Below are 14102 nucleotides of genomic sequence, written 5' to 3' on the forward strand. Positions count from 1 at the left end.
GCTACCTCCTTAACCTGCGTAGTCGAACATATCCTCAATGCGCTGAACGAGCGTAGGCATAATGGTGTCATTGAAGAGTGCGTACAGGCCAGCAAGGAGCAATGCACCAAGCACCACAGCGATGAGGATTTTGACACCACTGTCTACATAGTTTTCGCCACGCTCATTGCAAAGAGCATTCTTCGCATTGGCTTTCATCATCTGCATTTTGATTACCATGCCATTTGCCTTGTTTTTTGCGTTGTTCATAAAGTTTTTCATTGTGTTTTCTCCATTCTTTTTTGTATGTTTTGATGTGTGTATATATAAAAAAGGAGACACAGCTACATTGACTGCATCTCCATTTCCATATCTTGTATAGGTTCTTGCTTTGCAAACTCGATTTCCTTAAAACCAAATCGGTCTACATAGTGGTAATTGACTGTATCTTCATCGTACAGCTCCACCACATCGGACATAGAGAGGGAGTGACCTTTGTATCCCTCTGGATGATCCATGTTGCATTTGGTGTAAATTTCTTCTAGGTCATTGGTCCCGATATCGCCATCGTAAGCGCAGACATAGTCGGCTTCGTTTGGCGCACCATATTTTGAAGTCATATCTTCATGAGATAGGAAACGACCACCGAAGTCGAAGTCGGAACGTAACTGCCAGATGCGTACTTGTTTCAAAGACTCTGCATCTTCCAGCTCATAATACTGGCGATTGACAGCGAGTTTTTCAAAAATACCATCTTGCCATAAGGACTCAAAGCCTTGGTTATCAAGCCACTGTGAAAGTTCTTCGTTTTTGAAGATGTTATCCACAGTGGCAACGCCATCCTTGATAAATCCTGCGGGGTTTTTGTTGTAGAGAATTAAATTGTGCCTAAGTTCTGTGCTTTTCACAGGCTCACCTCCTTACATGGTGGGTGTTTGCATCGTGGGTGCCTCTTGCTGCTGATTTTTCAGTTCCAATTCAGCCAGTTTTTCTTTGGCATACTCTGGGATGCACTCATCTTTTAGCACACCAAGGATTTGTGATCTATCCCATCTGACTTTTACGCCATCGCCAAGACAGGTGGCAAACACAGCTCTGCCGATTTTGTCAGGCTCACAGCCAAAACCACTGGTTGCCAGATAGATTTGATCTCGACCATTAAAATACTGTTCGGCAAGTTCACTGCTTTTCACCACAACCACCTTGTTGGTATAGTCCTGTGGTTCATCTGTTTGAATACACTTGGAGGCATCAAACATCTCTAGCGTTGCATACGCTCGGTGGTACTGGTTGATAAAACCATCTAAAAGTGCAGGGTGAGAGTCCACTGCAAACTCGCCATTCAAGTGATTCTTTTCTTTGGGGATATAAATTTCTTTTGCCCACTCTTTATTGGCACGAGAAAATCTACCATCGCTACTTTTGTGGTTGATGGAATTTGCTAGTACATAGGCAGTTCGTTTGTAACCAAACTGCTCAATGACTTCCTTGGCAGAGTCTTGGTGTAAGCAATTATCACTGTAATTTTTTGCAATGGTCTGGGTGATTAAATCCTTACACGCAATGTTTTCCAGATGGCTGGTTCGCCATCGTTCTAACTCGCCAAGTCTTTCGGCTTCCTTTTGGGAATAGGAGTAGAGTTCGGTGTGTTCTTTAGACATGGTAGATAGTCTCCTTACTCATGATGCTCTCATTTAGCTCGCCAAGGCAGATGCCAATATCGGCTAGGACTTCAAGCATATCTTCATCAATGTCGGTAATATCATGCTCATAGTCGGTGGGTTCAAGCAGGATGCGACCACTGTCCTGTTCGGCACAGATGCAAAGTTTGGTGTCTGGATCAATACCACAAACTTCCTTTGCCCAGTCTGGGACATCTACGCAATCTTCCAAAAATCCCTCACAGAATGTGCAGTCATCGCAGTCATCTTCTTTGGGGAATTTATTTAGCAAGGTGGCATAGAGGCAATCTGTGACACTCTCCAGTGCCTCAATCACTTGCAAGACTTCCAATGCTGTTAGCTTTGTGCCTTTTAGCACCATAACAGAGGGAAAGGTCTGCAAGGTGATTTCATCACCTAGATTTGTTTGTGCAATGATTTCGTTTGGAATGGTAAGACCTGTGTTGTTGTTTTTCATGTTAATTCCTCATTTCTTTCTTTTCTTAGTGGCTTATTGGGTGCATGGATCACTTTGTAATCGCCCTCTTTTTGGGCAGAAAGAAAGCCACCAAATAAATGCATTTGGTAGCTGGCACTTTCGATGTATTCGGTTGGATCATAGTTGGTGATAATCAGTTCTTCATAAACTTCGCCCTCCTTTTTGCTCATAGAATGTGACCTTGTGGTGTAGTAGATATAGAAATCTTGATACAGTTCCACAATCGCTGGTACATTATTGTAGCTTACCATGACATACCCATCTGCATCGTGCAATACATCTCGCAATCGAGTATGTTCTTTTTTTGTAAATGGTACATCATTTTTGTAGAAGCTCTCGGCATCATAGTATGGTGGATCGCAGTAGATAAAGGCATTTGGTCTATCATATTGTTTGATGAGTGCTTCAAAGTCCTTGTTTTCTATGGTCACATTCTTGAACGCTCTAGCAAAGTTCCAGATGTCTACAAAAAACCTACGCACATCACATTTCTTGCCACCAAAGGTATCTGCGTTAGCATTGAAGCTGTATCGCAATAATTTGTAATAGGCGGCAGCACGTTTGATGTCCATATCTCGATTGCGTTCCAAAAGCAATACTTTGAGTTCTTCAGCCTGTGGCTTTTCAAACATAATCTCTGTCAGTTCCAGTTCTTCTTCCAAGTCGTAATTGTGAAATTCCTCTTGATTTAAGAACTTTTTATACATCTCAAAGTCATCACGTGAATTGAGGGCAAGGAAGCCAATTTCACGAGTGAGAGCAAATGGTCTATCTCTAGCACAGCGCATTAAATTCACAAGATCTGCATTAAAATCGTTGTAAATTTGTAGGCTGCTCCTGCGATAATCGAGGTTTAGGGTAACTGTACCACTGCCACCGAACACATCAATGCTTCGCTCATATTTGTTAGGTGCTAATAGGTTGATGATCCACATGAGCTTTGCCTTGCCACCCACCCATGCGATAATACTTTTTGTCAAATAACAATCACCTCGCTTTTAATCTTCTTTTCTCAAATTTCTCCAACCTCCATTTCACCATCTAAATATAGTTGTAAAAAGTGGTTTCTTCCTGTTGTGGTAACCAATGTTTGGACACCACTATGACCATATTTGCAAAACTCCACTATCTCAAACAGACCATCTTCCACATGGTGTTGATAGGGGAGCAGAGCTTTTTTTGTGTTTCGATAAAGGTATTTATTTTCCAACATAAAGTGAATTAAGAACATCGGCTTCACACCAATTTCTTTCGCAGTGGTACGGAAGTTGATTAACAATCCTGCATCCATCATTTTGTCGAAATATTCGCCTTTTGTTTGCAACTCACCGACTTCTTGTTTCAGCTTTCTGTTTTCTTCGGATACCTTTAACATTTGTGCTAAAAACGTATGAAGATGCTCTGGATCACGAAAGATATTAGCCAAGGTTTCTTCTGTTACATATCCACCATATTTTCTAATAGATGGAATGACTATTGATGTTACCCAACGCTTAAACGCTTTTGCCGAGGGGAGTTTGCTTTTTAATGCCAGACTATAAAGTCCACTTTCGTTAATGATAACCATTTGTCGTAATTGACCTGATGCACCGAATTGGTGCGTCAGCTTATCTTCGTCATCAACGTGCTTTCTGATTGCATTATCCGTTCTTACATAGCCTAAGATTTCGGCCACATCTTTGCCCACGAACCACGGATTGCCATCAATGGTGATGGTTCGAATTTCTCCAAACTCGTCATTTTTGAATATTTGCAGTTCTTCCATAAATGCTCCTTTCATTTAGTCAGAAAATAAAAAAAGACCGTGCATTTTGCAGTTTAGGTACTGCGAAACACACGGTCTTTTCGGTTGATATTTAGTTTTTACATGGTTTGCTCCATAGCTGTTGTTTGATTTTGAGCTTCTTTTAGTTGAGCCAGCTTTTCCATCAGTGGCACACCATCTTTGGGGACTAGCGCACCATATTCGGTCATGCTCACTCCGTTTTTCTCTGCTATTTTTCTGCCATAATCCTCGGTATCTAAGCATTCTAGCAATTCTTCTGGCAGTATATTTTGAAATCTGTTTCGACCATAACTTGCGAAATCTCGCTCAGATGCTTTTAACTCAAATTCGCTGACATACTCGCAGAGGTTGTGGACAGCTTCAAGGTAGATAATATCTAAGGCATCTACCAGTGCCTTATAGGTGTTCAGTTCGCCAGTTTCTTTGAAGTAGGCAATAGAGGTGGCAAGTTGATTTACAGTTTCTATCTCGGTCATATCAAAGTCCATCGGTTCAAGCGATGGCACAATGCTGTGCATCTTGTAACAGGTTAATTCAGATAAATCCGTTACTTCCATCTCTTGCACCACACGCTCAATCTCGCTATGAGAAACTGGCAGAGGTAAGGAGTAGCGACTTCCATCGTCATTGTCTGGGTGAAACCCTACCTCTAATTTGAACACATAAGGCTCTGGAAATGGCATTGGACTATTGCCATCATATAAGGTTTCCAATTCTTCCATTGTGACATAATCGCCACTGATGAATGTGCCATTTTCTTTTTGAAGTATTTCTTCGCCAAGCTCCTGCAAGTTCGTGTGATCCACAATCCACTGATAGATGTCATCACTCACATCGGCAAGCTCTGGGATAAGGTCGTTATCCAGATAAAACTCTGCTAAGTCACGTTCATCCATTGCTGGCTGGGAGAACACAAGGTTATTGCTCTGAATGTTCATAGCAAGGTTGATGGCACCGGGTGCATTCACACTTCCTTTTTGACTCATAAGGAAGTAGCCACCGATGAACTGGCTGCTACGGTCATCGTCAAACTTTTGGGTAAGTGTTGCCAAATGGTTTAGCTCAAAGATATTGCACGTTTCAAAGTAAAAGTTCACAGCACCTCGCCCGTACTCATCTAAAATTCTGCCACTGGCACTGATGGTTTCATCACAGTTCAAGCGAAATAGCACATCTTCGATAGCACTGTATCGTGCAGGCAAGTCGATGTCTATTTGCTGCTTGGTTTTAGGGTTCGATAGGGTAATGTCTAGTTTCATTTACATCTCTCCTTTAATTCATACTCATCTCAAAGCCTTGGCTTTGCTCACGAAGGCCCATCTCATCAGCTGTTTTCAAAAAATATCGGTTACTATCCCACAAGCTGATATTCACATCTCGACCATCTAGTTTGAACTCCTGCTGTTCCAGACCCTCACCGAAACCGTCTGCTGCCTGACCAGTGATATATTCTTTCAGGAGCGCCAATTCTTTCTGATCCAGTGGTGCTTTTAGCTGACAAACTGCCACGCCATAGACATCTCTGTCCATCTGCTCAAACTCAAATTTGAAGCTCTCCACCTTTGCATTGACCGAGTCTTTGCCATCGTAATACTCCATAAGTCCTCGCTGCTCTGGCACATGATCGCCATAGGAAGTGATGAAATCCTCTAACTCATCTTCATAGCCACAAAGCTCGGCGCTGTCTAATTCTTCTTCGTAGTCAGAGGTTTCATATTGCCCCCAGTCGTTCTCCTGCTCGTAGGTGATGACTTTCAGAGGCATATACAGTCGGAGGGTTTCGCTATACGCTTGGCTTTGGATATTCATACCCAGCTTCTCGTTTAGAATTTCAATCATTTTAGGGTTGTATCCCATATAGGTGATATAGCCTTGGGGAGTGAATGTGCCGACCTCGTTGGCAATACGATTTTCGCCATAGGCTTTAAAGTCGATGTATTCTTCGAGGTTTTCATCGTATTCGTAATGTCCACTGTCGCAAATCATATACTGCCCATAGGCTTCTGGTGTGCGAATATTGGGGAACAGCTCGAATTCGTGCATACAGCGGCACAGGGTTTGAAGTTCTTCTGTGGTGCTGACTTTTGTGTATCTGGCTAACTTCTCTAGGTGGGTAAATTCACGCCCACCAACTTCTTCTAAGGTCTGTGCCATGTCGTTCAGTCGCTGCACATCATTTTCAATCTCATACAAGATTTCTTCGATGTTGCTTGGCAGATTGTGATACAAAATGGAGAATGAGGTGTTCTCTAAGCTTTCTACCTCTAATCGCTCCAATGCCTTTTGGATGGCGCTGTCCTCACAGGGCAAGTCCAAATATTCTTCACTGGTATCGGTTCGAAGTGCAATATTGAAAACCTTAACGCCATTTAGATATTGGGGGAGCGTCTTGCCGAAGTAGAGGTCTTTTGGTTCATTTCGGTTGGGATAAACAAAGCCATAGGGAGATAGCAAGGGATTGGGATGGTTTGCAATCATTTCTTCTACATATTTCTGACCATCGAATGTGTCGTACTCATCCATCGCCATGCCGCCTTGCTCATTCATGCTCAGCTCTTTGCCCACTTGGTTAAGGTTCTCAAAGTTACCCAATACGCTGTAGCAGTTTGTGTTGAATGTGAGATTGATAAAATCTTTAGCCGATGTGAGTTTCTTTGCATAGGCCACAGCGTAAAACGTGTTCATTTCAAATTCGTTGAAGCTATCCAGTCTTGCGAATAAATAGTTCAGCTCATCCATTTTGAATGTCTTACCCTGCAAAACGCCATTGGCAATCTCGCTGCTACTAACTTGATATACCTCGATTTCAGTATTTGCTGTGTTGGGTAGCTGTAGCTGATCGCAGAGGTATTGGATGTTTTTTTCTTCGCAAGGAAAGGTGGCGAATACTGTCTTGCCAGTATTTCTATTTCTGATGCTTAGATTCATTTGTGTTCCTCCTATTTATTCGTTCCATATCGGTTTTCATACAATTGCCCTCGCAGGTATAACAGATGAACCCATGCGAGGGATAGGGGCAATTACCACAACTTTCAAACGGACCGATTACTTTTTCTGCCTGTATCCGAATGTGTGTTGATGGTGCAGAGCTTGCTGTACAAAGTTTTTTATTTCGCTTGTAGTTTGTAGTCACTGGAATTCTCCTTTTCCAAGAAATAAAAAAAGAGCTGTTAAGTGGAGGATAGTCCTCGCATTTAACAGCTCTTAATGTTTGAGTATTTTTTGTGATTTTGTGGTAGTTTCGGAATTTTGGGCATAAAAAAACCACTGTATTGGTTCAAATACAGTGGTTACACGCAAAAAGCCAATATGACATCCGTAAGCGTAAAATAGATACGAACCTATCCCCCATGAGTCAAAATTGCTATAATAGTCGCAAGACTAGAAAAAGGCGGTGGAATCATGGGGGATTATGTATGTCAGTGTTGCGGGGTGAGCTTTACACCCACCTGTCACAAGACACGGCAAAAATACTGCAGCAGGGAATGTCGCATCAAGAAAAATAATGCCATGCGTTATTACGGTGGTCAGGTGGACATTTGCCTAGAATGTGGTGAACCGTTGGAGCAAAGCGGAGAAAAAGGACGTTGGAAACGGTACTGCAGTGAGAGTTGTCGCAGGGCATACCAGCGGCGAAAGGCCATAGAACGGCGACAAAATAGGCCAAAGCCAGTAAAAATCTGCCCTTATTGCGGAAAAGAATTTGTATCTGCACAGCAAGGGGACGTACAGCGATTTTGCCAAGATAGCTGTCGCATTGCATGGTGGAAGGAATACCACAAGGCACATCCAGTGGCGGTGGAGGAAACCTCCATTTGCCTTCACTGCAACCAACCCTTTCAGAGCAAAAAGTGGAATGGTGGACAGTATTGTAGCCGAGATTGCTATGTTCAGGCCATGGGAAACAGCAAAGAGCAGGTAATCTGTCAGTATTGTGGCGCAGAATTTACAGCCTATATACGCCAGCGACGAAAATATTGTAGCAGCGAATGCGCCCACAAAGCCCTACAACCTGCACCCATTCGCAAAAAGGGTAGCCATCGAATTTGCTATCAAAGCATAGACCAGTGGAAAGAAGAACTGACGGAAGCGTGCAAAGGGGCGCAGATTGTTCGTGCTGGAAAAAAGGTACGGTTGGTCTGTGGAGATACTTCTATGTACATCGGGCTTGACGGATTGCTCAGCATCATACAATATGATTTGGGTCAAAATCCCTACGACGGTTGCACCTATGCCTTTTGTGACCGCAGTGGGAGTATGATTAAATATATCGTCTGGGATGGGGCTTCTTTTTGTCAAAGCAAACGCCGTGCCCAGAGTGGAACTTACCCGTGGCCTAAGGCAGAAGGCGAATCATTCATCGAAATATCCATGAGAGAATTTGAATATCTGCTGACAAAATCTATTGTTCCAACCAAACCCAGAAAGTATAATAATACTGCAAAAAGCACCGAAATTCCTTGAGAATTCGGTGCTTTTGTGGTATAATAGGGCTATGAAAAAGATAGAACAGAGTGCCGCAAATTGGCCAGAATTATTGGAACAAAAGAATAGAGAAATCCAGCAACTGCAGACACAAATCCAGTGGCTCACCCAACAAATGATGCTGATGAAATCTGGGAAATTTGGGGCAAGTAGCGAGAAAACTGTTACCCTTATGGATCAGTGCTCTCTCTTTGCCAAAGAGGCAGAACCTGCAGAGCCACCCACCCCAACGGAGGAAATCACCTACCGTCGCAAGAAGCAAAAGGGGAAGCGAGAGACTGATTTTTCAAACTTCCCCAAAGAGGAAATTGTCTACGAACTGCCAGAGAATGAGCGTGCTTGTACCGCCTGCGGTCACACTATGCACCCCTGTGGTCGTACAATTCTACGTAGAGAGCTGAAGTACATTCCTGCCGTCTACAAAGTGGTGGAGCATATCCAGACCGCCTATAGTTGCCGCCACTGTGAAAAGACCAGTGATGGGGTGCCTATGAAAAAGAGCAGTGTGCCAGATGGATTGATTAAGGGCAGCGGCATCGCCAGCCCTAGCCTTGTTGCGCATATTTTGGCCAACAAATATACCTTGGCTTTGCCACTGTACCGGCAGGAGCAGGAATTTCAGCGACAGGGTATTCGGCTTTCACGGCAAACCATGTCTAATTGGGCCATTTATGCCCACCAACATTGGTTTGAAGAAATGTTCAAATGCCTACAACAGGTACTTTTATCCCATGACATCCTTCACGCCGACGAGACCACCCTTCAGGTGTTGCGAGAGAAGGAACGCACCGCCAAGCAAAAGAGCTACGTGTGGCTGTACAGCACCTCTGGGAATAGCAAAACACCAGTGGTTCTCTACGATTACACAGAAACTCGGAAGGGTGATTGTGCCAGCACATTTTTGAATGGATTTTCTGGGAAGTTGCACACCGATGGGTATGATGGCTATCACTGTAAATTGCCACCAGAGATTACAGTGGTGGGGTGCTGGGCGCATATGCGCAGAAAATTTACCGATGCCATTAAGTGCCTACCTGCCAGCACAAAAGCCCAATCTCCTGCACAAATTGGTCTGGCCTTTTGCGACGAGCTCTTTGCCATTGACCGTTTTTGTGCTGAGAAAAACATGAGTAGTGAGGAACGCTACCGTGTACGACAAAAGGAAAGCCTACCCGTTGTAGAAAAATTCTATCAATGGGTAGACCAAGAATACCAAACAAATCCCATGCCAAAGACGGTCTATGGCATGGCGCTCACCTATGCCCAAAATCAAAAATCATGGCTGATGAATGTATTTCTAGACGGCAGATTGGAGCTATCTAACAACAGAGCGGAACGCTCCATTCGACCCTTTGCAGTGGGACGAAAAAACTGGCTCTTTTGCAATACACCCAAAGGCGCCAGTGCCAGCGCCGCCATCTATTCACTGGTTGAGACGGCAAAGGTGAATGGATTGAATCCATTTGCTTATCTGAAATTCTTACTAGAAAACTTGCCAAACGGCACACCACCATCCCACTGCCTTCCATGGCTAGATGGGGTGAAATTGTCCTGCACTTGATAAGGTGAGGGTTCGTATCTATTTTACGCTTACTGACATCCATAAAATCGATGCCTGTTTGAACGGCCTTTTTTGAGGTAAAAACCCCAGTAAACGCTGATGTCATCGGCATTTCTACCGATGACATCTTTTTTGCGTGCTTTGTTTTCAAGGCGCCACCCGGACTTGAACCGGGGATAAGGGTGTTGCAGACCCGTGCCTTACCACTTGGCTATGGCGCCAAACTAAAATTTAAAGAGTGATCCGTGCGGGATTCGAACCCGCGTTACCGCCGTGAAAGGGCGGTGTCTTAACCCCTTGACCAACGGACCAAAAAGGAAACTCCCCCTGTTGGGCTTGAACCAACGACCCTTCGGTTAACAGCCGAATGCTCTACCGCTGAGCTAAGGAGGATTATGAACACAATCCAACGCTTTGCAGTGGCATCCTTCTTCCGAGGTCTTGAAACCCAAAGGATATTCAACCGCATTGCGATTGTTAAAATAAGATTCCGGCGACCATCTACTTTCCCAGGCAGCTGCCCACCAAGTATCATCGACCGCTCAGGTCTTAATCGTCGTGTTCGGAATGGGAACGGATGTGTCCCCTGAGCGCATCATCACCGGAAATCTAGTGAAGATTTTTCTTCAATTATGAAGTACACCTTCAAAACTGAACACAAGAATTATTGTACAATTAATTATCGATTTTGTCAACACTTTTGCTGACTTTTTGTCACTCTGTGACTCCAAATTGCTTTGGTCAAGCCCTCGACCTATTAGTACTAGTCAGCTGAATACGTTACCGCACTTACACCTCTAGCCTATCAACCTTGTTATCTGCAAGGGGTCTTACTTCCGAAGAATGGGAAATCTTATCTTGAGGGCGGCTTCACGCTTAGATGCCTTCAGCGTTTATCCGTTCCGTATATAGCTACCCGGCTGTGCAGTTGGTCTGCAACCGGTACACCAGAGATACGTCCATCCCGGTCCTCTCGTACTAAGGACAGCTCCTCTCAAATTTCCAGCGCCCACAACGGATAGGGACCGAACTGTCTCACGACGTTCTGAACCCAGCTCGCGTACCGCTTTAATGGGCGAACAGCCCAACCCTTGGGACCTACTTCAGCCCCAGGATGCGATGAGCCGACATCGAGGTGCCAAACCTCCCCGTCGATGTGAACTCTTGGGGGAGATAAGCCTGTTATCCCCAGGGTAGCTTTTATCCGTTGAGCGATGGCATTCCCACTTATTACCACCGGATCACTAAGTCCTACTTTCGTACCTGCTCCAGCCGTCGCTGTCGCAGTCAAGCCACCTTTTGCCTTTACACTCTTTGAATGGTTTCCAATCATTCTGAGGTGACCTTCGAGCGCCTCCGTTACCTTTTGGGAGGCGACCGCCCCAGTCAAACTGCCCGCCTGACATTGTCTTCTGCCCCGATTCAGGGGCACGAGTTAGAAACCCAATGTTATAAGAGAGGTATCCCACCGGCGACTCCACGAATACTAGCGTACTCGCTTCTTAGTCTCCCTCCTATCCTGTACATATAACATCGAATCCCAGTATCAGGCTGCAGTAAAGCTCCATGGGGTCTTTCCGTCCTGTTGCGGGTAACCAGTATCTTCACTGGTTCTTCAATTTCACCGGGCGTGTTGTCGAGACAGTGCGCAAATCATTACACCTTTCGTGCGGGTCAGAACTTACCTGACAAGGAATTTCGCTACCTTAGGACCGTTATAGTTACGGCCGCCGTTTACTGGGGCTTGAATTCAAAGCTTCGCCTTGCGACTAACCTCTCCTTTTAACCTTCCAGCACCGGGCAGGTGTCAGCCCATATACTTCACCTTACGGTTTCGCATAGACCTATGTTTTTGCTAAACAGTTGCTTGCGCCTCTTTTCTGCGGCCACTTCCGTGGCTCCCCTTCTCCCTAAGTTACGGGGTTATTTTGCCGAGTTCCTTAACAACACTTCTCCCGTCGGCCTATGGATTTTCTCCTCATCTACCTGTGTCGGTTTACGGTACGGGTACGTATTACGCAATAGTGGCTTTTCTTGGCAGTGTGGATTCGGAAACTTCCTTACTTTTTTTCAGTCCCCATAACACTTCATCCTTATAGAGGGTGGATTTTCCTACCCCTCAAGACTTTGTGCTTAGCCGTGTTTTTCCATTCCACGGTTTTCCTATCCTCCTGCGTCCCCACAGTTCTGATAATACGTAGTACAGGAATATCAACCTGTTGTCCATCGACTACGACTTTCGTCCTCGCCTTAGGCCCCGACTAACCCTGGGAAGATTAGCTTTACCCAGGAAACCTTAGATATTCGGCCTATATGTTTCTCACATATATCTCGCTACTCATTCCGGCATTCTCTCTCCTGTTTCGTCCACCCTTGCTTTCGCTCAAGCTTCGTCCTTGCAGGATGCTCCTCTACCACTGTTAACTTAGTTAACAATCCGTAGCTTCGGTGACGTGTTTTAGCCCCGTTACATTTTCGGCGCAGGTTTTCTCGACTAGTGAGCTATTACGCACTCTTTAAATGTATGGCTGCTTCTAAGCCAACATCCTAGTTGTCTGTGAAATCCCACATCCTTTTCCACTTAACACGTACTTTGGGACCTTAGCTGTCGGTCTGGGCTCTTTCCCTTTTGACCATGCGACTTATCTCACATAGTCTGACTCCCGAGGGTATCTCTACGGCATTCTTAGTTTGATATGAGTTGGTAACCTTTTTGGGCCCCGCGTCAGTTCAGTGCTTTACCTCCGTTAGACTCCTCTCGAGGCTAGCCCTAAAGCTATTTCGAGGAGAACCAGCTATCTCCGAGTTCGATTGGAATTTCTCCGCTACCCACACCTCATCACCACCTTTTTCAACAGATGTGTGTTCGGTCCTCCAATACCTTTTACGGTATCTTCAACCTGGACATGGGTAGGTCACCCGGTTTCGGGTCTAATAACACTAACTATACGCCCTATTAAGACTTGGTTTCCCTTCGGCTCCGTACCTTGTAAGTACTTAACCTCGCTAGTATTATTAACTCGCCGGACCGTTCTACAAAAAGTACGCCATCAGACACTAAGTCCTCTGACTGTTTGTAAGCACAAGGTTTCAGGTTCTCTTTCACTCCCCTCCCGGGGTTCTTTTCACCTTTCCTTCACAGTACTACTTCACTATCGGTCACTAGGGAGTATTTAGGCTTGGGGGGTGGTCCCCCCGGCTTCCCACAGGGTTTCTCGTGTCCCGTGGTACTCTGGATACTGCTAGCTGACTCAAGTTTTCGTCTACAGGACTTTCACCCTCTTTGGTGTGCTTTCCCAAAACACTTCGACTAACCTTTGTCAATACCATACGCAGTCCGCAACCCCAAAAGACTAGGTCTCTTGGTTTGGCCTGTTTCCATTTCGCTCGCCGCTACTTTGGAAATCGAGTTTTCTTTCTCCTCCTACTGCTACTTAGATGTTTCAGTTCACAGCGTTCCCTTCCGTATGCTATGTATTTACATACGGATAACTGAGGTTTGCTCAGTTAGGTTTCCCCATTCAGAAATCTCCGGATCAAAGGTTATTTGCACCTCCCCGAAGCTTATCGCAGCTTATCACGTCTTTCGTCGGCTCCTAGTGCCAAGGCATTCTCCTTGTGCTCTTTCTTGCTTGACCATTTGTAGTTTCCTTCAATAATTAGTTTAAAGAAGAAAACGGTCTATCACACTTGCGTGTAACAGCTTTGTTCATTTGGAATGTTTTGTAGTAGCGATACTACAATTTTTTTGATATTTTTCTTCTTCATAATAGACGACTCTACTATGAGAAGGTTGTTTCTTTTTTCTCGATAATTATGAAAAAGATAAATCTTTCTCAATAATTGACTCTTTTTCTTGTATTCAGTTTTCAAGGTGCTGTCTTCTTTGTTTCTTTATTTTGTTTTGCGGTTTTCTTGACCGCCTAGATATACTATCATGTATAAACTCTTCTGTCAACAACTTTTTTCACATTTTTTTCATTTTTTTTACAAATCTAAAAGTAAATACGCAAAAACCCTTGATTTTACAAGGATTTATCCAACTGCCTTTTTCTGAAAATCATATACAATTCATACCCCAAAAATAGAATTTATGGTTTTCAATCCAAATAAAGTGCAAAATAGGATACT

The 14102-nt window shown here is 44.4% G+C and carries 10 protein-coding genes, 3 tRNA genes and 2 rRNA genes; 2 read left to right on the forward strand and 13 right to left on the reverse strand.

Annotated elements, in window-relative coordinates; genetic code table 11:
* Positions 1-9 precede the first annotated feature (9 nt).
* From MJY40_RS13795 to MJY40_RS13830, 8 genes are all read right to left on the reverse strand, one after another.
* Complete coding sequence (locus tag MJY40_RS13795; protein WP_331488190.1) at positions 10-261, reverse strand: DUF6133 family protein; 252 nt, start codon at positions 259-261, stop codon at positions 10-12.
* Positions 262-323: 62 nt separating this feature from the next.
* On the reverse strand, positions 324-887 hold the full coding sequence (locus tag MJY40_RS13800) for a YodL domain-containing protein (RefSeq protein ID WP_317854771.1): 564 nt from the start codon (positions 885-887) through the stop codon (positions 324-326).
* A 12-nt stretch (positions 888-899) separates the two neighbouring features.
* Complete coding sequence (locus MJY40_RS13805) at positions 900-1640, reverse strand: DUF3849 domain-containing protein (RefSeq protein ID WP_317854772.1); 741 nt, start codon at positions 1638-1640, stop codon at positions 900-902.
* Positions 1633-2118: a hypothetical protein gene (locus MJY40_RS13810; RefSeq protein WP_317854773.1), complete on the reverse strand. Its 486-nt coding sequence runs from the start codon at positions 2116-2118 to the stop codon at positions 1633-1635. The genes MJY40_RS13805 and MJY40_RS13810 overlap by 8 nt, the downstream gene beginning before the upstream one ends.
* Positions 2115-3119 carry a DNA adenine methylase gene (locus MJY40_RS13815; protein ID WP_317854774.1) on the reverse strand — a complete coding sequence of 335 codons (1005 nt, stop codon included), beginning with the start codon at positions 3117-3119 and terminating at the stop codon, positions 2115-2117. Before MJY40_RS13815 ends, MJY40_RS13810 begins: the two co-directional genes overlap by 4 nt.
* A gap of 32 nt (positions 3120-3151) precedes the next feature.
* On the reverse strand, positions 3152-3904 hold the full coding sequence (locus MJY40_RS13820) for a BRO family protein (RefSeq protein WP_317854775.1): 753 nt from the start codon (positions 3902-3904) through the stop codon (positions 3152-3154).
* A 98-nt stretch (positions 3905-4002) separates the two neighbouring features.
* Positions 4003-5184, reverse strand: coding sequence for a hypothetical protein (locus MJY40_RS13825; RefSeq protein ID WP_317854776.1), 1182 nt, complete (start codon positions 5182-5184; stop codon positions 4003-4005).
* A 13-nt stretch (positions 5185-5197) separates the two neighbouring features.
* Positions 5198-6853: an antirestriction protein ArdA gene (locus MJY40_RS13830; protein WP_317854777.1), complete on the reverse strand. Its 1656-nt coding sequence runs from the start codon at positions 6851-6853 to the stop codon at positions 5198-5200.
* 474 nt (positions 6854-7327) lie between these two features.
* On the opposite strand from MJY40_RS13830, the gene tnpB reads away from it, so the two are divergent.
* Both tnpB and tnpC read left to right on the forward strand, forming a co-directional pair.
* Positions 7328-8389: an IS66 family insertion sequence element accessory protein TnpB gene (gene tnpB, locus MJY40_RS13835; protein ID WP_317854778.1), complete on the forward strand. Its 1062-nt coding sequence runs from the start codon at positions 7328-7330 to the stop codon at positions 8387-8389.
* Between the two features lie 31 nt (positions 8390-8420).
* Entirely contained in the window at positions 8421-9971 is a 1551-nt protein-coding gene (gene tnpC / locus MJY40_RS13840; RefSeq protein WP_317854779.1) for an IS66 family transposase, read from the forward strand.
* Between the two features lie 150 nt (positions 9972-10121).
* Here the strand turns inward: tnpC and MJY40_RS13845 are convergent.
* The 5 genes from MJY40_RS13845 to MJY40_RS13865 all read right to left on the reverse strand — a co-directional run bounded on the left by MJY40_RS13845 (position 10122) and on the right by MJY40_RS13865 (position 13609).
* Positions 10122-10192 (reverse strand) — tRNA-Cys (locus MJY40_RS13845).
* 18 nt (positions 10193-10210) lie between these two features.
* Positions 10211-10282, reverse strand: a tRNA-Glu gene (locus tag MJY40_RS13850).
* 10 nt (positions 10283-10292) lie between these two features.
* A tRNA-Asn gene (locus tag MJY40_RS13855) sits at positions 10293-10364 on the reverse strand.
* A gap of 95 nt (positions 10365-10459) precedes the next feature.
* Positions 10460-10577 (reverse strand): 5S ribosomal RNA (gene rrf / locus MJY40_RS13860).
* A 131-nt stretch (positions 10578-10708) separates the two neighbouring features.
* Positions 10709-13609, reverse strand: a 23S ribosomal RNA gene (locus tag MJY40_RS13865).
* Positions 13610-14102: the final 493 nt, after the last annotated feature.

Source organism: Chakrabartyella piscis, assembly GCA_030067835.1.
Taxonomy (GTDB): domain Bacteria; phylum Bacillota; class Clostridia; order Lachnospirales; family Anaerotignaceae; genus Chakrabartyella; species Chakrabartyella piscis.